Source organism: Cohnella sp. 56 (assembly GCF_037963805.1).
GTDB lineage: Bacteria > Bacillota > Bacilli > Paenibacillales > Paenibacillaceae > Cohnella.
Genome location: NZ_JAZDQE010000005.1, coordinates 109318 through 128089 on the forward strand (window position 1 = coordinate 109318; position 18772 = coordinate 128089).

Sequence of the window (18772 nt, forward strand, 5' to 3'; positions counted from 1 at the left end):
CGTAGGGAAGAGGGAATGGCCACATGGAACAACGTGCCTATATGCTTCGGGAGATGCCGGAGAACGAAAGACCGCGCGAGCGGATGCAGAGCCGGGGCTCAGCCGCGCTCAGCCATGCCGAGCTGCTCGCCATCCTGCTGCGGACGGGGACAAAAAACGAATCCGCAGTCTATCTCGCGCAGCGGATTCTGAACGAATGCGGCGGGCTGCGCCGGCTGGCCGAGCGCTCGTGGGACGAGCTGACGCATATCAAGGGCATCGGCAGCGTCAAGGCGCTCGAGCTGCAGGCGGCGATCGAGCTCGGCAGACGGATGGCGCGCGCGCGACTGCCGGAGATGCCGAGGATCAGCCGTCCGCAGGACGCTTCCGAGCTGCTGATGGAGGAGATGCGCCATCTGCGGGAGGAGCGCTTCGTCTGCCTTTTTCTCGATACCAAAAACCAGGTCATCGCCATGGAGACGCTATCGGTCGGCACGCTCAGCGCGGCGATCGTCCATCCGCGGGAAGTATACCGGGCCGCCATCCGCCGCAGCAGCGCCTCCATCATCTGCGCGCACAACCATCCGAGCGGCGATCCGACGCCCAGCGGCGAGGATATCGCGCTCACCGGACGGCTGGCCGAAGCGGGCAAGTTGATCGGCATTGAACTGCTGGATCATTTGGTAATCGGTGACAATCGCTTTGTAAGTTTGAAGGAACTGGGCTCCTTGTAATATAATAAACAGGATTGTCCCAACAGGAGGTTACAAAGCATGTTCGGTGGATTCACTCGGGACCTGGGTATCGACCTGGGTACAGCTAACACACTCGTATACGTCAAAGGCAAAGGCATCGTTGTCAGGGAACCTTCCGTGGTCGCCCTGCGTACCGATACAAAAAAGATCGAAGCTGTCGGCGAAGCCGCCAAAAAAATGATCGGGCGCACCCCCGGCAACATTCGCGCCATCAGGCCGATGAAGGACGGCGTCATCGCCGACTTCGACACGACTGCCACGATGATCAAGTACTTTTTGAACCGCGCCCAGAAGCAGCGCTCTTTTCCGCCCCGCCATCCCAATGTGATGGTATGCGTGCCTTCCGGCATCACCGCCGTCGAGAAGCGCGCGGTTGAAGACGCCGCCAAGCAAGCCGGCGCACGCGATGCCGTCACGATTGAAGAGCCGTTCGCGGCGGCGATCGGCGCCGATCTGCCCGTCTGGGAGCCGACCGGCAGCATGGTCGTCGATATCGGCGGCGGTACGACCGAGGTCGCGGTCATCTCGCTCGGCGGCATCGTCACGAGCCGTTCGATCCGCGTGGCGGGCGACGAGATGGACGAAGCGATCATGCAGTACATCAAGCGGCTGTACAACCTGATGATCGGCGAGCGCACGAGCGAGCAGCTCAAGATGGAGATCGGCTCGGCGCTGCCGCTCGACAAGATGGAGTCGATCGAGATCCGCGGCCGCGATCTGGTGTCGGGCCTCCCGAAGACCCTCGCCATCACGTCGGACGAGATCACCGAAGCGCTCGCCGACACGGTGAACGCGATCGTGGACGCCGTCAAGGTCACGCTCGAGAAGTGCCCGCCCGAGCTGTCGGCGGACATCATGGACCGCGGCATCGTACTGACCGGCGGCGGCGGCCTGCTCCGCAATCTGGACAAGCTGCTGGCCAGAGAGACCGGCATGCCGGTCATTGTCGCGGAGAATCCGCTCGATTGCGTCGCCATCGGTACGGGCAGAGCGCTCGAGAATATTCATCTGTTCAAGACCAAGGGTTCTCGCGGCCGTTGATAGGCCGGATTCCGCCAGGCGGCGGCATGCCAGAAGCAGGTGATCGTTATTTTTAAATTATTCGGGACCAAACGTTTATTTATCCTCATGATCGGCTTGATCCTTTTTATCGCGATCATGGGCTTTACCTTGCGCCGCAGCGGCTTGACCTGGCCCGAACGCTTCGTGAACGACGCGTTCGGGACTGCGCAGGGCGCATTGTATCGGCCGGTCGGGGCGGTCGCGGGCTTTTTCCGCGACCTCGGCCGGCTTTCCGACGTCTACAAGGAGAACGAAGAGCTGCGCCGCACGGTCGCCCGCTATACGCAGGACCAGATTCGTTACAATGACATCGAGAACGACAACCGGCGCTACAAGGAAGAGCTAGGGTTCACCGATCGGCAAAAGCAATTATACAGTTACAAGTATGCGATCGCGCAGGTCATCGCAAGCGGCTCCAATCCGTACGACAAGACGATCAAGATCGACAGAGGCTCGCGCGACGGCGTCAAGCCGCGCATGGCCGTCGTCACGATAGACGGCCTCGTCGGCCTCGTCAGCCAAGTATCCGAGTTCACGTCTACCGTGATGCCGATCACCGAGCTGGACTCCACGTCCTCGGATACGATTCTGATATCCGCGACCGTATCGGGCAAGGAGCAGCAAGTATTCGGCATCGTCGACTACGACAAGGAAAACGGCGTCATGCGGATGAGCAAGATCGACGAGAATGCCAACGTGGCCGAAGGAGACATCGTCGTCACCTCCGGACAAGGCAATCTGCTGCCCAAAGGACTCGTGATCGGCACCGTGCTGAGCAACCAGGTCGGCGACTTCGGCCTCACTCACACGGCGACGATCGCCCCGGCGGCCAAGTTCGATCATCTGTACGAAGTCTTCGTCGTCATGACGCCGGATCCGGACAAGCCATGACGAAGCTGAGAATGAACCGGGCCGTCGTGGCCGCGCTGATCCTGCTGTTGATCCAGACCTCGGTCGTGCCCTGGCTGATTCCGACGGCCTGGGGCGGCCGGCTGCTGCTTCATCTGCCCTTCATCATGACGATTTTTGTCGCGCTGCTGGGCGGCAGACACCGCGCTTTTTCGTTCGGGCTCGGCTTCGGTCTGCTGGAGGACCTTCTTTTCTATGGGCATATGATCGGTGCTTACGCCTTCGGCATGGCGCTGCTCGGCTATCTGATCGGCCTTGCCTTCGAGCGCAGGCTGAACACGCTGGCATACGTGCTGCTCTTGACGGGCATCGGCAGCGGCCTGCTGGACATGCTGGCGTATTTTGTTTATAAGCTGTTCTCATTGACGCATCTCGGGGCCGCCTTTGTTTTCTACTGGCAGGTGCTGCCTACGCTGCTGCTGCACATGCTGGTCGCGCTGGCGCTGTATTTGCCCGCGAGGCGGTTCCTGGTCAAGCATATCGCTTCGGCCGCCGAGGAGGCCGAAGGCGCCTGATCTCGGCACGGCAGCACGCATCGCGTCCGCATCTTGCGCGTCAGGCAGGAATTCGGTCCGGCGCGGCCGAATTGGTTAGCAGTAGGAGGGACGAGAGGCGTGAATGTCAAATCGCTAGTGACGATCAAGGGAATCAAGGACGGGCTCGTATTTTTGCTGGACGATGCCTGCGAGCTGGACGAGCTGCTGGACGAGCTCGAAGCCAAGCTCGCGAGGCACGAGCAGCAGCTCGCCGGCCCGATCGTACACATACAGATCAAGCTGGGCTCCAGGCAGCTCACTGAGGAAGACAAGGAACGCATCCGCAGCATCATCCGCAAGCAGGGCAACTTCGTCGTGCAGTCGATCGAGAGCGATCCCGTGCCGGTCGGTCCCGCCGACTACAGCGCCTACAAGGTGCAGACGGTTACGGGCATGGTCCGTTCGGGCCAGACGCTCGAGCACGAGGGCCATCTGCTTCTGCTCGGCGACGTCAATCCCGGCGGCACCGTGCGGAGTACGGGAGATATTTATATTATGGGAGCGCTGCGGGGCGTCGCCCACGCCGGCTGCGCCGGTCATACCGAAGCCATCATTACCGCTTCGCTCATGAAGCCGACGCAGCTGCGCATCGCGGAGGTCATCAGCAGGCCGCCCGACGAATGGGCCAGCAGCGAACCCTGGATGGAGTACGCTTATTTGCAAGACGGCAATATGCAGATCGACAAGATGGCTCATCTGCATCACAATCGCAATCGTGCCTTGCAGGCCAAAGGAGTGTAGAACGATGGGTGAGGCGATAGTCGTAACTTCGGGCAAAGGCGGCGTCGGCAAGACGACGACATCCGCGAATGTCGGCACGGCCCTGGCGCTCATGGGCAAGAAGGTATGCATGATCGATACGGATATCGGACTGCGCAATCTCGACGTCGTCATGGGACTCGAGAATCGGATCATCTACGATCTGATCGACGTTGCCGAAGGCCGCTGCCGCCTGAACCAAGCGCTCGTCAAGGACAAGCGGTTCGACGAGCTGTACATGCTGCCGGCCGCTCAGACGAAGGACAAGAACGACATCTCGCCGGACCAGGTGCGCAAGATCGTCGAAGAGCTGAAGCCCGATTTCGATTATGTAATCATCGATTGTCCGGCCGGCATCGAGCAGGGCTTTCGCAATGCGATCGCCGGCGCCGATCACGCCATCGTGGTGACCACGCCGGAGAATGCGGCCGTCCGCGACGCCGACCGCGTCATCGGACTGCTGGAGAAGACGAGCATCTCGCAGCCCAGGCTTGTCATCAACCGGATCCGCCCGAACCTGCTGAAGAGCGGGGACATGCTGGAGGTCGATGATATTATCCAGGTGCTGGCCATCGACCTGATCGGGATCGTGCCGGACGACGAGGACGTGATCAAGGCTGCGAACCAGGGCGAGCCGACGGTCATGAATCCGAACTCGCGGGCCGCGATGGCCTACCGCAACGTCGCGCGCCGCATTCTCGGCGAGACGGTGCCGCTGATGCATCTGGACGAGAAGGCGGGCGTATTCAAGCGCATGCGCAAGTTTCTCGGAATGGGTTGATCTGAATTGCTTAACCGACTTAAAAAAATCGATTTAATTATGCTGCTCTGCCTTTTCGGCTTCATGGCGGTCAGCGCGCTGCTGGTGCGCAGCGCGACAAATGTCGAAGGCGGGTACTCGGGCAAGGACATGCAGCAGATCGTGTTTTACGGAGCGGGGTTCGTGCTGATCGTACTCGCCACGCTGTTCGATTACCGGCTGCTGCTGAAAACCTGGTATGTATGGTACGGAATCGGTCTTGCGCTGCTCGTTGCGGTTTATTTCCTGGCGCCGCCGATCAACGGAGCCAGGAGCTGGTTCGAGATTCCCGGCACGAGTGGCATGCTGTTCCAGCCTGCGGAGATCGTGAAGATCTTCCTCATCCTGGCTGTCGCCTGGCTGATGGGCCGCAGACAAGGCGATCCGTTGTCCATGCGCAAGGATGTGCTGCTGGTCGCGGCGGTTTCGTTCGTGCCGTTTGTGCTCGTCATGATCCAGCCGGACCTCGGGAATGCGACGATCTACGTTTTTATCGTGCTCGGAATGCTGTGGATCGGCAATGTGCGGTATACGTACGTGTTGATCGGTCTCGCCGCAGTCGTGGGCGGCCTGGTGTTGTTCGCCTCGCTGTTCAATACTTACAACGAAGAGATCAAGACGTATCTGGTAGACCATCACAAGACACACTGGTACGAACGCATCAACACCTACATTCATCCGGAGCAGGCATCGGATGACGCCCGACGCCAGACCGAATACGCCAAGATCGCGATCGGCTCCGGCGGGCTTGCAGGCGACGGCTACATGCAGGGCGAGTCCAAAAACCGCAAGTTCATTCCCTATACGTACTCGGATTCGATTTTCGTGGTCGTCGGGGAGGAATTCGGTTTTCAGGGCGCGGCGATTCTGCTGCTGCTGTATTTTATATTCATTTACCGGATGATTATTATCGCCTACCAGTGCATCGACATTCGCGGCTCGTTCATTATCATCGGTATCGCCTCCATGCTCGTATTCCAGATCTTCCAGAATATCGGCATGATGATCGGACTGATGCCGCTCACGGGCATCACGCTGCCGTTCGTCAGCTATGGCGGCACTTCGCTCTTGCTCAATATGATCTCCATCGGACTGGTGTTCAGCATAAGGGCGCATCAGGAGAAGTACACGCTGGACGACACTTAGCCGACAGTCGACATTCATCGCAACAGCCGTACCCTCACGCCTCGCCGGCGCCAGGGGTACGGCTGTTCGTCTGTCCGTGGTCTATTCCTTGTCCGCCCGCCATATGGTGATAGAAGAAGAGGACAAGGAGGGCTCGGCATGGCGAACAGACCGGTGAAGACGAAGGCGGAGGGGGCCGGCGGGACGAGGGGCGCAGGCTTCGAAGGCGGTCCTGCGCCGGCCGCGCCGTATGCGTACAGGCCGTATTCGCCGGAGGAGCTGGCGGCCGACCCCGAGCTGTGGTGGAAGGAGCGGCAGCGCCAGCTGCGCGCGAGCGCGAGCTGGAGCCCGATCGTCAAGACGAAGAAGCGGGCCGAAGACAGCTCATCTCCGTACGTCAAAGGTTCGCAGGGCATGTCCGGCATGCCGGGAGCCGGCGGGATCACGCTGGCAGAGCTGCCTGCGCACGGCGGAGCCGGCCGACCGAATCGTCCAGGCGCGCCCGGAGCGGAGCCGGCCCGACAGTTCGGCACAGCCTACGCGCCCGGCGAGGATGCCTTCTCCGTCTCGCGGCGGGGGGCCGATGCCGGAGGCGGCTTCGCAGCGGGAGGCGGGAGCGCGCCGACAGCGCCCTGGTACAGCGACCCGGTAGGTCCGGGTCCAGGTCCGGGTGCCGGGCGCCGTCCGCCCGAGTACGGTGAGCGCGGGATGTTCGCGCGGCTGCGCGCCGGGCTGCTGGCGCGCGCGGCCGTCGCGCTGCTGCTGTACGGGCTCGCCTGGGGCTGGCTGAGGGCCGATCTGCCCGGCAGCGACGAGGCGCGGGGCTGGATGACGCTGGCCGTGACGCAGGATATGGACTTTTCGGCCGCTGAAGCTTGGTACGGGCGCATTTTTGACGATTCGCCCTCGTTTTTGCCCGTGTTCCGCCATGGGGAGACCGCAGCGGAGGAGGTTACCGCGGAGTGGGACGGGCAGGAGACGATCGCGCCCATCCAGGGCGAAGTTGTCGAGACGTTCAAGCAGAACGGCAGCGGCGTGAAGATCCGGGCCGCCGCCGGCAGCCCCGTAACCGCCGTCCACAGCGGCAAAATCATGCAGGTCACAAGCTCGTCGCGCGGGGACGCGACGATTCTGGTTCAGCATGCCGGGCGTATCGTGACCGTATACGGCGGCGTGAGCGCCGCAGCCGTGCGGGTGGACGATTGGGTAGAGGCGGGAGACAGGCTGGGTGTGCTGGGCAAGGCGACCGATCCCGGCGAGGGCGACCGCACGCTTTACTTTGCGGTTCGTCTGGGAGGCCAGACGCTGGACCCGCAGGAAGTGATTCCATTTGATTAAAATCGGGGGGATCGGCTTCCGGTTCCATCCGCTTTTCGTCCTGCTGATGCTGCTCTCCGTCATGACGGGCCGTCTCGCGGAGATGACCGCCCTGTTTTTTATCGTCCTGCTCCATGAGCTTGCGCATCTGCGGACGGCGCTGCGCTTCGGCTGGAAGATTCGCGAGGTGAAGCTGCTGCCGTTCGGCGGCGTCGTCGAGACGGAGGAAGCGGGCTCCGTCCCGGTCCGCGAAGAGGCGCTCGTCGCGCTGGCCGGCCCCGCATACAATCTGCTGCTGTCGCTGGCCGCCTGGGGACTCGGTCAGACCGCCCTGATCGACCGGCTGTGGGCCGACGACTTCGCTCGGGCGAGCGCCCTCATCGCCCTGTTCAACATGCTGCCGGTGCTGCCGCTCGACGGCGGGCGCCTGCTGCAATGCTGGCTCAGCATGCGAGTCCCCTACCACAGAGCCTTGCTGTGGAGCGTGCGCATCAGCCTCGTTTTCAGCGTGCTCGTCTCGCTTGGCGCGATCGGCCCGCTGTTCTTCGGCGGGCTCATCCATCTGAATTTGCTGGCGATCGGCCTTTTTCTCGTCGCCTCCAACTGGACCTATATGCGCAACCTTCCGTTCGTCTTCCTCCGCTTTCTCGTGCGCCGTTCCGAACGCTCCGGCATCCGGATCGACGAGGGCGCGCTCGCCCAGCCGATCGTCGTCGCCAGACAGCGCCAGCTGTCCCATGTCGTGCGGCTGCTGATGAAGGAACGCTATCATCTGATCTATATGATGGATCAAGGCAAGATCTCCCGCGTCGTACCGGAGGGGCAGATTATCGACGGCTTTTTGGGGAGCCTGACGGAAGGACATGCGGATTTTCGGTTTTTCATGTAGAATGGGTGAAAACGGCTATCGTCCGAACCTGCGGAAATGCGCCAAGCGACGATCTTGCTGTTCGCCCAGGAGGTTGGAATGAAGCAGCTCTTCGTCCACTGTACGCGCAACGTGACTCAGTCCGCTCTCCTCGAAGACGGCGTGCTGACCGAATTCAGCGTCGAGCGCTCGGAAGGAACCTCCCTGGTCGGGAACATCTACCTGGGCCGAGTCGTCAATGTGCTGCCCGGCATGCAAGCCGCCTTCGTCGACGTCGGCCTCGCCAAAAACGCCTTCCTTTATGTGGACGACGTGCTCCATCCTCATCTCGACCGGCAGCCGAAGATCAAGCCTTCCATATCCGATCTGCTGAAGCCCGGAGACAGACGTATCGTACAAGTCATGAAGGAGCCGCTCGGCGGCAAGGGCGCGCGCATCACGACGCATTATTCGCTGCCCGGCCGCTGTCTCGTCTACATGCCGCATGCGGACTATGTCGGCATCTCCAAGAAGATCGAGCAGGAAGGCGAGCGGTCGAGGCTGAGAGGGCTGGCCGAGTCGCTGCGGGAGCCGGGAGAAGGGCTGATCCTGCGGACCAACGCCGAGGGCGAGTCGGTCGAATCGCTCGCGCGCGACCTCGAGGGTCTGCGCAACGTCTGGCGCCATATATCGGAGCGCGGTACGACTGCGGAGGCGCCTTCGGAGCTGCACCGCGACTTCGGGCTGGTGCAGCGCACGGTGCGCGACGTATTCCGGCCCGATTTGGAGGCGCTGGTGGTGGATGACGAGCGCGCCTGCCGCGAGGCGCGCGCCTATTTGCGTCAGGCGGCGCCCGCGCTCGAGCAGCGCGTCAGGCTGCACGAGCATGCCGCGCCCTTGTACGAGCATTATGGCATCGCGGCCCAGATCGACCGGGCGTTCCAGCCTCGCTATACGCTCAGGAGCGGCGGCTATCTCGTCATCGACCAGACCGAGGCGCTGACCGTCATCGACGTCAATACCGGCAAGTACACCGGCGCGGTCGACCTCGAAGAGACGGTGTTCCAGACCAACCTCGAGGCCGCCTCTGAGATCGCGAGGCTGCTGCGTCTGCGGGATATCGGCGGCATCGTCATCGTCGACTTTATCGATATGGCCGACGAGGACCATCGCAGGCGGGTGGTCGAGCGGCTCGAAGAGACGATCCGGCACGATCGCACCAAGATCCAGGTCGTAGGCTGGACAAGGCTCGGCCTGCTGGAGATAACGCGGAAAAAAACGCGTGCGGACTTGATGGGCTATTTTTACGAGACTTGCGCGTCCTGCAAGGGGACCGGCAAAATTTTCGTTCGCTGAAGCTCTCCGGTCCCGGTGGGCGGCGGACAAGCTTGTAATCCGCGGTTGTCACGGGCGTGCCATTGTGTTAGAATGTTCAAGTGCGTGCAATGGGCTCCTGTCAATTGCAAGCTACAACCGCACTCCACAGGGTTGCGAAGACCGGACGCGCGAGCGGCCGGCACCCCATGAGGCGAGTCTTAGACTGAGGGAGGTGCACAACATGTACGCGATTATCGAGACTGGCGGCAAGCAATACAAGGTTCAAGCTGGCGACGTCATCTTCGTGGAGAAGCTCTCCGCAGGCGAAGGCGACAGCGTGACGTTTGACAAGGTTCTGGCCGTATCCAGCGACAAGGGCTTCGTTACCGGAGCTCCGCTTCTGTCCGGCGCTACCGTGACGGGCAAGGTAGAGAAGCACGTCAAGGGCGAGAAGATCATCGTCTTCCACTATAAACCGAAGAAGAACGAGCGCAAGAAGCAAGGCCATCGCCAACCTTACACCAAGGTGACGATCGAGAGCATCCAGGCTTAAGAGGGCGGCCAGATGATTACGATCAGCATCCGCCGCGACGAGCGGCAGCGGATTGTATCGTTCCGGGTGACTGGGCATGCGCGCTATGACGATCCGGGTAAGGATATCATATGCGCCGGCGTGTCCGCCGTCACGGTCGGCGCGGTGAATGCGGTCGAGCATATGACCGGCATCGAGCCTGTGTCCGACATGAAGTCCGGCTTCCTCTCTGCGGCGCTGCCGCAGGAGGGTGTCGAGTCCGACCGGGCCCAGCTTCTTTTGGAGGGCATGATCGTGGCGCTGGATACGATCGTGCAGGAATACCCCAAGCATGTCAAGATCAAGGACAAATCGGTATAAAAGGAGGTTGACACCATGTTGAAGCTCAATCTTCAGCTCTTCGCATCCAAGAAGGGCGTAGGCTCCACGAAGAACGGACGCGACAGCCAATCGAAGCGTCTGGGCGCGAAGCGCGCTGACGGCCAAGCCGTTACGGGCGGCACGATTCTCGTTCGCCAACGCGGCACGAAGATTCACCCGGGCAACAACGTCGGCATCGGCAAGGACGACACGCTGTTCGCTCTTGTCGAAGGCGTCGTGAAGTTCGAGCGCTGGGGACGCGATCGCAAGAAAGTAAGCGTCTATCCGGTTCCGGTGGCGCCCGTCGCCGCTGCTCTTGAATAATCGACATCCAGAACCCCGGCCGCGCGTAGTGGCCGGGGTTTTTGTGTAGGCGGACCCGTATATGGTTTCCTTCACCCACAAGACAGCCTGCGTCGGCTGTATTCAAAGCGGGGAAAAGTAATCATGCTCAATCAAAAGACCTACGGCTATGTAGCTGCGGCGGCCTCTCTGCTCGTGCCCGGAGCCGCGGTGTTCGTATGGCGGCATGCGCTGTGGCCGCTCGTCCTGTTTCTCATATGGGCGGTCGCCGCTGCGCTGATTGCCGGCATGCTGGAGCGCCGCGCCTGCAAGCGCGATACGGACCGGGCAAGAGAGCGGGCATGGCGGGATGCCGTCAAGTCCCGGCAGGATCTCGTTGACACGCTGAGCCATCACCGTCACGATTGGATGAACGAGCTGCAGATTTTGTATGGCTATCTGCGCATGCAAAAAATCGATAAAGCGATCGCCGTCGTGGACAGAATAAAGGAAGAGATGGAACGGGACAGCCGAATATCCCGTCTCGGCAGCCCTGAGCTGTCGGCGTATCTGCTGTCGTTCAGAACGTTCTGCGATACGATGAGGCTTGACGCGCGCGTGAGCGAAGGCCTGCATGGCGCCTGCGTCGCGGATGTCGGAGCGGAGCGCGTGGCGCGGATCGCCATCGGGATCGTCAACGCCTACCGGCTGCGCGCTGCGGCCGCGACGGCGGAGGAGAACAAGCTGAGCGTGACCTTCGGAGATGCGGAGGATGGGCTCCGCATCGACGCGGCGTTCGTCGGCGACTGGTCGGCCTGGAGCAGCCTGCGCGAGGATGTGTCCCGTACGCTGGACGAAGCTGCGCAGCTAGAGGCGCCGGCAGCCGATGATCCCGAAGCCGGCGCACGCCGGCTGACGGTCATCATTGCTTCCCAATCATGAACTGACAGATTGCCTGCTTAACGAAGCGGAAACGAGAGTGATCACAACAATGTTCGTAGACAAGGCCAAAATATATGTCAAAGGCGGCGACGGCGGCGACGGTCTCGTCGCGTTCCGGCGGGAGCTGTATGTGCCCGAGGGCGGACCGGCCGGCGGCGACGGCGGCGACGGCGGCGACGTCATCTTCCAGGTCGACGAAGGACTCCGGACGCTGATGGACTTCCGGTACCAGAAGCACTTCAAGGCGACGCGGGGTGAAAAGGGGCGCAACAAGTCCCAGCACGGCGCCAATGCGGACGATATGATCGTGCGTGTGCCGCCCGGCACGGTCGTCTTTGATGACGATACCGGCGAGATGGTCGCCGACCTGACGCAGCACGGCCAGGCCGTCGTCATCGCGAAGGGCGGACGCGGCGGGCGCGGCAATATGCGCTTCAAGAGCTCCGTCAATACCGCGCCGGCGATCGCCGAGAACGGCGAGGAAGGCCAGGAGCGCTGGGTGACGCTGGAGCTGAAGGTGATGGCCGACGTCGGCCTCGTCGGCTTCCCGAGCGTCGGCAAGTCGACGCTGCTGTCGGTCGTATCGGGCGCGCGGCCGAAGATCGGCGCGTACCACTTCACGACGTTGACGCCGAACCTCGGCGTCGTCGAGCTCGGGGACGACCGCAGCTTCGTCATGGCGGATCTGCCCGGCCTGATCGAAGGCGCGCACGCCGGCGTCGGCCTCGGCCACGAGTTCCTCCGCCACGTGGAGCGGACGCGCGTCATCTTGCACGTCGTGGACATGTCCGGCATGGAGGGACGCGATCCGTACGAGGACTGGGTCAAGATCAACGACGAGCTCAAGCTGTACAACCTGAAACTGACCGAGCGTCCGCAGATCGTCGCGGCGAACAAGATGGACATGCCGGAGTCCGAAGACAATCTGGCGGCGTTCAAGACCAAGCTCGCCGAGGTTCGGCCCGATATCGACGTCTATCCGATCTCGTCGCTGACACGCGCGGGCGTGCCCGAGCTGCTGTACAAGACGGCCGAGGTGCTCGAAGCGGCGCCGGATCCGGCCGAACTGGCCGCGCAGGAAGCGCGCGAAGCCGAAGCGGCCGAAGGCGTCGTCTACAAGCTCGACCATCGCGAGGAAGTGCATGATTATACGATCTCGCGGGACAACGAGACGTTTGTCGTCGAGGGCGAGTCGATCGAGCGCCTGCTCAGACGGACGCAGTTCGGCTCCTACGAGGCGGTCATGCGCTTCGCCCGCATCCTGCGCAAGATCGGGCTCGATGCGGACCTGCGCAAGCGCGGCGCGAAGAACGGCAGCATCATTCGCATCGGCGACTTCGAGTTCGAGTTTTTCGAGGGCGGCGAGCAGGAATACTTGTACGAAGACGAATAAGCGCTTTGCGGCGCATTCAACAGCCTTATCGCCTGTCGGCGTCCAGCCGGCGGCAGGATAAGGCTTTTTATCTTTCATTCGTCTATTGCTGTGCGGGAAGGGATCGGCTATAATGTCCACTATACACAAACATGCGTCTTTCCTAGGAGGACGGGGGATGGCGGAGCAATTTTACGCGGTCCGCGAGGATCTGCTGCCCGAGGGCATGCGCAAGGCCGAGCAGGCGAAGGCGCTGCTGCGCCGGGGCGAGGCAGCCACGATCGGCGAGGCGGCGGAGCGCGTGGGTCTGAGCCGAAGCGCTTTTTACAAGTACAAGGACGGCGTGTACCCGCTCGATCAGGCGGCACGCGCATCGATCGCGACGCTGTCCATCGATCTCGAGCACCGTTCGGGCATACTCTCGAAGATGCTCGGGCTGCTCGCCGAGGATGGGGGCAACGTGCTCACGATTACGCAGTCGATCCCGCTGCAGGGACTGGCCAACGTCGTCGTCACGCTCGACGCGGCGCAGATGACCGGCGGGATCGGGGAGCTGACCGATCGTCTCAGGGGACTGGCGGGCGTGCGTCGCGCGGCCGTCGTAGGCCGCAGCTAGATATGAAGCTATGAAGCGGAGGAAATTGATATGAAGCCGGTTAAGGTAGGATTAATGGGATTGGGCACGGTCGGCACGGGGGTCGTCCGGATCGTGGAGGGGCATCAGGAGGATCTGCAGAGCCAGGTCGCCTCCCCGATCGAGATCGCGAAGATACTGGTCAAGGACGCCTCGAAGTCCAGAAGCGTGGCCATCGATGCCGCGAAGCTGACGGAGGACCCGTGGGAGCTCGTGCGCGACGAGGAGATCGACATCATCGTCGAGGTGATGGGCGGCGTCGGGACGACCAAGGAGCTGCTGCTCGAGGCGCTCGAGCGGGGCAAGCATATCGTCACCGCGAACAAGGACCTGATGGCGCTGCACGGACAGGAGATTCTGGCCAAAGCCAAGGAGAAGGGCTGCGACGTCTTCTATGAAGCGAGCGTGGCCGGCGGCATCCCGATCATCCGTACGCTGATCGAGGGCTTCTCCTCCGACCGGATCACGAAGATCATGGGCATCGTCAACGGCACGACGAACTACATTCTGACCAAGATGAGCCAGGAGGGCGCGGACTATCAGGACGTGCTCAAGGAAGCGCAGGCGCTCGGCTACGCCGAGGCCGACCCCACATCCGACGTCGAAGGCCTGGATGCCGCGCGCAAGATGACGATTCTGTCCACGCTCGGCTTCCGCGCGAACGTCGCGCTCGAGGATGTGGACGTGCGGGGCATCAGCGCCGTCACGCAGGAGGACATCCGGTATGCGCATCAGCTCGGCTGCGAGATCAAGCTGCTCGGCATCGCGGAGCGCCAGGACGACTTCATCAGCGTCAGCGTACAGCCGACGCTCGTGCGCCGCAGTCATCCGATCGCCTCGGTGAACGGCGTATTCAACGCCGTCTACGTCCACGGCGAAGCGGTGGGCGAGACGATGTTCTACGGCCCCGGAGCCGGCGAGATGCCGACGGCGACGTCGATCGTGGCCGATCTCGTGTCCGTCGTCAAGAACATGAAGCTCGGCGTCAACGGCCGTCAGGCCTCGCTGTCTTACAAGGAAAAGAAGCTCAAAACCGACGAGCAGATCGCTTCGAAGTACTTCATGCTGCTGCATGTCGAAGACCGGGCGGGTGTGCTGATGCAGATCGCCCAGGTGTTCTCGCAGTACGACGTCAGCATCGAGTCGGTGATGCAGCCTGCCGCTCCGGACTCGGAGGGTGCGCAGCTGATCATCTCCACGCATGCGGCCGACAAGGCTTCGATGAAGGCCGTGCAGCAGGCGTTCGAGGCGCTGCCGACAGTTCGGACCATCAAGAGCGTCTACCGCGTCGAGGGCTGACCGGCCTGCAGATGCAGCGCATTCGCGAGAGGGGTAGAAAGTAAAATGACAGATAAAGCAATACGTCCCACGGCGGATCGCGTCGTCGTCCGGGTGCCGGCGAGTACGGCCAACTTAGGGCCTGGCTTCGACAGCCTCGGCATGGCGCTGTCGCTCTATGCCTGGGTCGATCTGGCGCCTGCCGAGCGGACGACCGTGACGCTGTACGGCGATCATCTCGAGGGCGTCGCGCGGGACAAGAGCAATCTGATCTACGAGGTCGCGCAGTCGGTGTTCGCGAGGTTCGGCGTGGACTTGCCCGAGCTTGCGATCGGCATTCGCAGCGACAATCCGCTGGCGCGGGGACTCGGGAGCAGCGCCTCCGCCATCGTCGGCGCGCTCGTCGCAGCCAACGCGCTGATCGGCAGTCCGCTCGACAGGCACGCGCTGCTGCAGATGGCGACCGCGCTGGAGCGGCATCCCGACAACGTCGGCGCATCGCTGTACGGCGGCATCGTCGCCGCGGCGTGGGACGGCGAGCGGGCGGAGCTCGTCCGCTTCGAGCCGCCGCAGGCGCTGCGCGTACTGGCGGCGATCCCGGCGTTCGAGCTGGCGACCAAGTCCGCGCGCGCCGTGCTCCCGCAGCAGGTGGAGCGGGCCGACGCCGTCTTCAACGTGGCGCACAGCTCGCTGCTGACGGCCGCGCTCGCGACGGGCCGGCTCGACGCGCTGCGCTTCGCGCTCAGGGACAAGCTGCACCAGCCTTATCGGGCGCCGCTCATCCCCGGCATGGAGCGCCTGCTGCGCGAGGCGCCGGAGCATGGCGCGCTCGGCGCCGTGCTGTCCGGTGCAGGGCCGACGCTGCTCCTGCTCTCGGAGGAGGGGAGCGACGCGCGAGCAATCGAGGCGTTCGCGCGAGCGACGCTGGAGGAGGCGGGCGTCCAGGCCGAGCTGCGCTGGCTGGAGCCGGATTTGGCGGGACCTGCCGTCAGGCTGCTCCGGGCGGGCGACAGCGACTTCGGCGCTGCGCCGCATCTCATTCTCGGCGCACCAGGCGCGGAGGTACGCGTATGAGGCAGCTTCCGAGCGTCGCAGTGCTCTCCAAGGGGACGTTCTCGGACGAGGCTGCGCGCTACTTTTTCCGCGGTCGCGAAGTCGATCTGCACTATCGCAGGATGATCGCGGACGTATTCAAGTCGACCGCCGAAGGCTTGACCGACTGGAGCGTCATCCCGATCGAGAATACGATCGACGGCTCCGTCAGCCTCCACTCGGATTGGCTCGTACACGAGGTGGAGCTGCCGATCCGCGCGGAGTGGGTATTCCCCGCCGTGCAGAACCTGGTCGGACGCGGCGCGGAGCTGGGAGCCGAGGCGGGAGGAGCGGCGGACGAAGGCCGCGCGTGGGATCCCGCCAAGATCGTCAAGATATTCAGCCATCCCGTAGCGATGGCCCAATGCTACGAGTTCATCCGCGCGCATATCCCGCATGCGGAGCTGGAGACGCTGTCCAGCACGGCGGAGGCGATCCGCACCGTGCACGACAATCCGGGCCGCGGCTGGGCCGCGATCGGCACGCGCACGGCGGCGGCGGACTATGGCCTCGACCTGCTGCAGGAGGGCGTGACCGATCACGACAACAACTACACCCGTTTTCTGCTTGTCGGACACCGCGTCTACGAATGCGAGACGGCTCCCAAGCACAAGACGAGCATCCTGATCACGCTGCCCGAGGATTATCCCGGCGCGCTGCATCAAGTGCTCGCGGCCTTCTCCTGGCGCCGGATCAACCTGTCGCGCATCGAGTCGCGCCCAACGAAGAAGAAGCTCGGCAGCTACTACTTCTGGATCGATATCGAGATGTCGCTCGATACGGTGCTGCTGCCTGCCGCGATCGCGGAGATCGAAGCGATCGGCTGTCAGGTGCGCATTCTCGGCTCTTATCCCAGCTTCCCATTCGAAGGCTAAATCATTTTCGGAGGTGTCCGCAGGCATGTCTGAGCAATGGATTTACTTGAACGGGCAATATGTTAAAAAAGAAGATGCGAAAATTTCGGTCTACGATCACGGATTTTTGTACGGCGACGGCATATTCGAGGGGATCCGCATCTACGACGGCAATGTGTTCCGGTGCAAGGAGCATCTCGACCGCCTCTACGATTCGGCCAAGTCGATCATGCTGAACATCCCGCTGAGCCCTACGCAGATGGAGGACGCGCTCTGCGAGACGATCCGCCGCAACGGGCTGCGCGACGGTTACATCCGGCTCGTCGTATCGCGCGGACCCGGCAATCTGGGTCTCGATCCGCTGCGTTGTCCGGAGGCGTATGTCGTCATCATCGTCGAGCAGCTCGCCATCTACCCGGAGGAAGCGTACCGCGACGGCCTGCGCTCCGTGTCGGTCAGCCAGCGCCGCAACCTGCCGGATGCGCTCAATCCGAAGATCAAGTCGCTGAACTACCTGAACAACATCCTGGTGAAGATCCAGGCCAATCTGGCCGGCGTCGGCGAGGCGATCATGCTCAATTCGCAGGGCTATGTGGCAGAGGGATCGAGCGACAATATCTTTATCGTCAAAAAAGGCGTCGTCTTCACGCCGCCGTGTTATATCGGCGCGCTGGAAGGCATCACGCGGGGCGCGATCATCGAGCTGTGCGGCAAGCTGGGGCTGCCGCTGCGCGAGGAGCCGTTCACGCTGCATGATGTGTATACGGCGGACGAAGTGTTCTTCACCGGGACGGCTGCCGAAGTCATCGCGGTGCGCGAGGTGGACGGCCGCGTCATCGGCGAAGGCCGTGCAGGACCGGTGACGACCGAGCTGCTGGCCGAATTCCGCAAGATCGTCACGGCCGAAGGCGTCAAGGTGTTTGAATAACGTCAACATGGACGGTACACCCGGGAGTTGAGCGTTACCGCGGAGCAAATCCCTCGTTTTTAAAGCTCGCCGGCAAATCAAAGTGTTTTTCGTTGAATCAAACAGCATGTAAGCATCGGATATTCTCCAAACCTAAAAGGACCGTCAGGTGATTTCTCCTGACGGTCCTTCTTAAATATTCAAGCTATTTAAGCTAGCCGGAGCCAGGCATGCGCACAAGCCGCTTCTTCCGCCATGCGGACGGGTTGTCGCCTAACTTGGCTTTAAAGACGCGGCTGAAATAATGCAAGTTCGAGAAGCCGGTCATCTCCGCGATTTCCTGAATTGGCAGATTGGTCGTCTCGAGATAGCAGATTGCAGCGTTAAGCCGGAGCTCCTGCAGGTAATGGATCGGCGTCGAGCCGAATGCTTCCTTGAAGAGCCGGATAATGTAGGACGGCGTGAAGTTGCAGATTCGAGAGAGCTCTTCCAGTGTGATCGGTTCCACATAAGAGCGCTCCATATGCCGCATGATCGTATAAATATGGCGGTCGACCGTCTGAAAGCTGTCGACCTGCGTGAATGTCGCGGGGAGAGAATCGCTGGCGACGGCATGGCCGACCAGCAAGAGCAGCTTCCGGATATCGAGCTGCAGAAGCCGGTGCGTGGTCGTATGATCCAGTGCCGCTGCTTCATAAGCGGCGATCGTCGAGCCGATGACGACAAGCTCGGGACCGAGGGGAACCGGCCAATCCGCGTCCGCACGGCGCGATTGATTCACGTTCCAATGGCCCACCGTTTCGAAGTCGAGGAACGTTTCTTGCTGCATGTCGGCCTCCATATACCAGCCCTGTACGCCTTGCGGGCCGGGCACGAGCCAATGCGGCGTATTCGCCGGAATCAGGATCAGCACGGGCGACGTCATCGGATACGTCCGGCCCATCCATTGCAGCTCGGAGGGCCCCGTGTGCAGATACAGGATCTCGTGAAAAGGGTGAATGCCTCCCGCACCGGAAGGCTGCAGCTTAAGCGTGCCGAATTCCCGGATCCGCATGCGATGACCTCCCTGGCCGAAGCCGAATACAATTTTGTGCAACCCTGCGGAATCTTCCCC

The 18772-nt window shown here is 62.2% G+C and carries 21 protein-coding genes and 1 other annotated feature; of the genes, 20 read left to right on the forward strand and 1 reads right to left on the reverse strand.

Features of this window, described 5'->3' with window-relative positions:
• Nucleotides 1–23: 23 nt before the first annotated feature.
• From radC to ilvE, 20 genes are all read left to right on the forward strand, one after another.
• Nucleotides 24–713 carry a RadC family protein gene (gene radC, locus VQ071_RS11155; RefSeq protein ID WP_340514077.1) on the forward strand — a complete coding sequence of 230 codons (690 nt, stop codon included), beginning with the start codon at nt 24–26 and terminating at the stop codon, nt 711–713.
• A gap of 39 nt (nt 714–752) precedes the next feature.
• Complete coding sequence (locus tag VQ071_RS11160; protein WP_340514078.1) at nt 753–1775, forward strand: rod shape-determining protein; 1023 nt, start codon at nt 753–755, stop codon at nt 1773–1775.
• Nucleotides 1776–1862: 87 nt separating this feature from the next.
• Nucleotides 1863–2687, forward strand: coding sequence for a rod shape-determining protein MreC (gene mreC, locus VQ071_RS11165; RefSeq protein WP_340514079.1), 825 nt, complete (start codon nt 1863–1865; stop codon nt 2685–2687).
• Nucleotides 2684–3220: a rod shape-determining protein MreD gene (mreD, locus tag VQ071_RS11170; RefSeq protein WP_340514080.1), complete on the forward strand. Its 537-nt coding sequence runs from the start codon at nt 2684–2686 to the stop codon at nt 3218–3220. The genes mreC and mreD overlap by 4 nt, the downstream gene beginning before the upstream one ends.
• A 99-nt stretch (nt 3221–3319) precedes the next feature.
• Nucleotides 3320–3982: a septum site-determining protein MinC gene (gene minC / locus VQ071_RS11175; protein WP_340514081.1), complete on the forward strand. Its 663-nt coding sequence runs from the start codon at nt 3320–3322 to the stop codon at nt 3980–3982.
• Between the two features lie 4 nt (nt 3983–3986).
• Nucleotides 3987–4781, forward strand: coding sequence for a septum site-determining protein MinD (minD, locus tag VQ071_RS11180; RefSeq protein WP_340514082.1), 795 nt, complete (start codon nt 3987–3989; stop codon nt 4779–4781).
• Between the two features lie 6 nt (nt 4782–4787).
• A complete protein-coding gene (locus tag VQ071_RS11185) occupies nt 4788–5945 on the forward strand; it encodes an FtsW/RodA/SpoVE family cell cycle protein (RefSeq protein WP_340514083.1) in 1158 nt (385 codons plus the stop codon).
• 138 nt (nt 5946–6083) lie between these two features.
• Nucleotides 6084–7262 carry a M23 family metallopeptidase gene (locus VQ071_RS11190; protein WP_340514084.1) on the forward strand — a complete coding sequence of 393 codons (1179 nt, stop codon included), beginning with the start codon at nt 6084–6086 and terminating at the stop codon, nt 7260–7262.
• Nucleotides 7255–8130, forward strand: coding sequence for a M50 family metallopeptidase (locus tag VQ071_RS11195; RefSeq protein ID WP_340514085.1), 876 nt, complete (start codon nt 7255–7257; stop codon nt 8128–8130). The genes VQ071_RS11190 and VQ071_RS11195 overlap by 8 nt, the downstream gene beginning before the upstream one ends.
• 78 nt (nt 8131–8208) lie before the next feature.
• Complete coding sequence (locus tag VQ071_RS11200) at nt 8209–9444, forward strand: Rne/Rng family ribonuclease (protein WP_340514086.1); 1236 nt, start codon at nt 8209–8211, stop codon at nt 9442–9444.
• Between the two features lie 105 nt (nt 9445–9549).
• Nucleotides 9550–9634: a sequence feature (ribosomal protein L21 leader region), on the forward strand.
• Between the two features lie 12 nt (nt 9635–9646).
• Nucleotides 9647–9958: a 50S ribosomal protein L21 gene (gene rplU / locus VQ071_RS11205; RefSeq protein ID WP_340514087.1), complete on the forward strand. Its 312-nt coding sequence runs from the start codon at nt 9647–9649 to the stop codon at nt 9956–9958.
• Nucleotides 9959–9970: 12 nt separating this feature from the next.
• A complete protein-coding gene (locus VQ071_RS11210; protein WP_340514088.1) occupies nt 9971–10297 on the forward strand; it encodes a ribosomal-processing cysteine protease Prp in 327 nt (108 codons plus the stop codon).
• A gap of 15 nt (nt 10298–10312) precedes the next feature.
• Nucleotides 10313–10621, forward strand: coding sequence for a 50S ribosomal protein L27 (gene rpmA / locus VQ071_RS11215; protein WP_340514089.1), 309 nt, complete (start codon nt 10313–10315; stop codon nt 10619–10621).
• Nucleotides 10622–10744: 123 nt separating this feature from the next.
• Complete coding sequence (locus tag VQ071_RS11220) at nt 10745–11521, forward strand: Spo0B domain-containing protein (protein ID WP_340514090.1); 777 nt, start codon at nt 10745–10747, stop codon at nt 11519–11521.
• Between the two features lie 49 nt (nt 11522–11570).
• Nucleotides 11571–12914 carry a GTPase ObgE gene (gene obgE, locus VQ071_RS11225; RefSeq protein WP_340514091.1) on the forward strand — a complete coding sequence of 448 codons (1344 nt, stop codon included), beginning with the start codon at nt 11571–11573 and terminating at the stop codon, nt 12912–12914.
• Nucleotides 12915–13071: 157 nt separating this feature from the next.
• Entirely contained in the window at nt 13072–13509 is a 438-nt protein-coding gene (locus VQ071_RS11230) for an ACT domain-containing protein (RefSeq protein WP_340514092.1), read from the forward strand.
• Nucleotides 13510–13539: 30 nt separating this feature from the next.
• On the forward strand, nt 13540–14826 hold the full coding sequence (locus VQ071_RS11235) for a homoserine dehydrogenase (RefSeq protein ID WP_340514093.1): 1287 nt from the start codon (nt 13540–13542) through the stop codon (nt 14824–14826).
• Nucleotides 14827–14871: 45 nt separating this feature from the next.
• Nucleotides 14872–15879 (forward strand): homoserine kinase, encoded by a 1008-nt coding sequence (thrB, locus tag VQ071_RS11240; RefSeq protein WP_340514094.1) that lies wholly within the window; start codon nt 14872–14874, stop codon nt 15877–15879.
• A complete protein-coding gene (pheA, locus tag VQ071_RS11245) occupies nt 15876–16772 on the forward strand; it encodes a prephenate dehydratase (protein WP_340514095.1) in 897 nt (298 codons plus the stop codon). The genes thrB and pheA overlap by 4 nt, the downstream gene beginning before the upstream one ends.
• Before the next feature lie 25 nt (nt 16773–16797).
• Complete coding sequence (gene ilvE / locus VQ071_RS11250; RefSeq protein WP_340514096.1) at nt 16798–17679, forward strand: branched-chain-amino-acid transaminase; 882 nt, start codon at nt 16798–16800, stop codon at nt 17677–17679.
• Nucleotides 17680–17872: 193 nt separating this feature from the next.
• Here ilvE and VQ071_RS11255 read toward each other — a convergent pair whose 3' ends face one another.
• Nucleotides 17873–18712, reverse strand: coding sequence for an AraC family transcriptional regulator (locus VQ071_RS11255; protein ID WP_340514097.1), 840 nt, complete (start codon nt 18710–18712; stop codon nt 17873–17875).
• Nucleotides 18713–18772 lie beyond the last annotated feature (60 nt).

Excerpts from the sequence above, each read along its gene's own strand:
- VQ071_RS11235 (WP_340514093.1), top strand. The coding sequence starts at position 13,540 with ATGAAGCCGGTTAAGGTAGGATTAATGGGATTGGGCACGGTCGGCACG.
- VQ071_RS11190 (WP_340514084.1), top strand. The coding sequence starts at position 6,084 with ATGGCGAACAGACCGGTGAAGACGAAGGCGGAGGGGGCCGGCGGGACG.
- thrB (WP_340514094.1), top strand. The coding sequence starts at position 14,872 with ATGACAGATAAAGCAATACGTCCCACGGCGGATCGCGTCGTCGTCCGG.
- ilvE (WP_340514096.1), top strand. The coding sequence starts at position 16,798 with ATGTCTGAGCAATGGATTTACTTGAACGGGCAATATGTTAAAAAAGAA.
- rpmA (WP_340514089.1), top strand. The coding sequence starts at position 10,313 with ATGTTGAAGCTCAATCTTCAGCTCTTCGCATCCAAGAAGGGCGTAGGC.
- VQ071_RS11160 (WP_340514078.1), top strand. The coding sequence starts at position 753 with ATGTTCGGTGGATTCACTCGGGACCTGGGTATCGACCTGGGTACAGCT.
- VQ071_RS11220 (WP_340514090.1), top strand. The coding sequence starts at position 10,745 with ATGCTCAATCAAAAGACCTACGGCTATGTAGCTGCGGCGGCCTCTCTG.
- minD (WP_340514082.1), top strand. The coding sequence starts at position 3,987 with ATGGGTGAGGCGATAGTCGTAACTTCGGGCAAAGGCGGCGTCGGCAAG.
- mreD (WP_340514080.1), top strand. The coding sequence starts at position 2,684 with ATGACGAAGCTGAGAATGAACCGGGCCGTCGTGGCCGCGCTGATCCTG.
- VQ071_RS11230 (WP_340514092.1), top strand. The coding sequence starts at position 13,072 with ATGGCGGAGCAATTTTACGCGGTCCGCGAGGATCTGCTGCCCGAGGGC.
- VQ071_RS11255 (WP_340514097.1), bottom strand. The coding sequence starts at position 18,712 with ATGCGGATCCGGGAATTCGGCACGCTTAAGCTGCAGCCTTCCGGTGCG.
- pheA (WP_340514095.1), top strand. The coding sequence starts at position 15,876 with ATGAGGCAGCTTCCGAGCGTCGCAGTGCTCTCCAAGGGGACGTTCTCG.
- mreC (WP_340514079.1), top strand. The coding sequence starts at position 1,863 with ATGATCGGCTTGATCCTTTTTATCGCGATCATGGGCTTTACCTTGCGC.
- rplU (WP_340514087.1), top strand. The coding sequence starts at position 9,647 with ATGTACGCGATTATCGAGACTGGCGGCAAGCAATACAAGGTTCAAGCT.
- VQ071_RS11200 (WP_340514086.1), top strand. The coding sequence starts at position 8,209 with ATGAAGCAGCTCTTCGTCCACTGTACGCGCAACGTGACTCAGTCCGCT.
- obgE (WP_340514091.1), top strand. The coding sequence starts at position 11,571 with ATGTTCGTAGACAAGGCCAAAATATATGTCAAAGGCGGCGACGGCGGC.
- VQ071_RS11210 (WP_340514088.1), top strand. The coding sequence starts at position 9,971 with ATGATTACGATCAGCATCCGCCGCGACGAGCGGCAGCGGATTGTATCG.
- radC (WP_340514077.1), top strand. The coding sequence starts at position 24 with ATGGAACAACGTGCCTATATGCTTCGGGAGATGCCGGAGAACGAAAGA.